Source organism: Microvirga sp. P4_G7 (genome assembly GCF_056401005.1).
Genome location: NZ_JBFUKD010001075.1, coordinates 1 through 771, shown reverse-complemented (window position 1 = coordinate 771; position 771 = coordinate 1). Strand labels below are relative to the sequence as shown.

The 771-nt window shown below is 61.7% G+C and carries 1 protein-coding gene and 1 pseudogene; both read right to left on the bottom strand.

Annotated elements, in window-relative coordinates; all coding sequences use genetic code 11:
- Positions 1-317: pseudogene (locus tag AC1DT3_RS23120) on the bottom strand (N-acetyl-gamma-glutamyl-phosphate reductase); the annotation flags it as partial.
- Between the two features lie 285 nt (positions 318-602).
- A partial coding sequence (rpsI, locus tag AC1DT3_RS23115) for a 30S ribosomal protein S9 (RefSeq protein WP_477467496.1) occupies positions 603-771 on the bottom strand: 169 nt, incomplete at its 5' end.

Below are 771 nucleotides of genomic sequence, written 5' to 3'. Positions count from 1 at the left end.
CCGTAGACCCAGCCGGGGCTGACCCGATGGGCCGTGCTGGCATCGAGAATGCGCGGCTTCTTTCCCGGCAGGGAATCGACGAGACTCACCGTCTCGCGAGCGGCATCGTCGTGCAGGCAAAGCACGACCAGATCGACACCGGCCAAAATCTCACGTTTTGCCTCAGGATCCTTGCGCAACTCATGGGCAATGCTACGGATTTCGATACCATCGACCTTGGAGAGACGGTCGCGAATCCCGAGCCCGGTGGTGCCGGCTTCGCCATCGATGAAGACCGTGCCGGTCTTCTGGGCGGTCATGGTGTCGGTTGCAGCCATATCGTGTGATCCGTGTTTGCCGAGCGCTTGAGCGACATCGGGAATCGGCAGTTGCGAGGATTATAAGTCAAAAGCGCCGCGCGGAGAGCGCGGCTCGCGAGCGTCGGAACGGACAGCTCTCATCGCGCTCGCGACAGGCGAGCGGTCGGGCGACGTCGGAGAGGAAACAGGACGATCGACATTCCGTTTCTATGCGGTTGGCCTTGTCGCCTGTCAATCCGATCATCGGCGGACACAAAAAAGGGCGGCCGGAGCCGCCCTTTTGAACATCCCTGAGATGGAAGCTTAGCGCTTCGAGAACTGGAAGCTACGGCGGGCTTTCTTCTTGCCGTACTTCTTACGCTCGACCACACGCGAATCGCGGGTGAGGAAGCCTTCCTTCTTGAGCGGCGAGCGAAGCTCGGGCTCGTAGTAGGTGAGCGCCTTGGCGAGGCCGTGGCGCACAGCGCCGGCC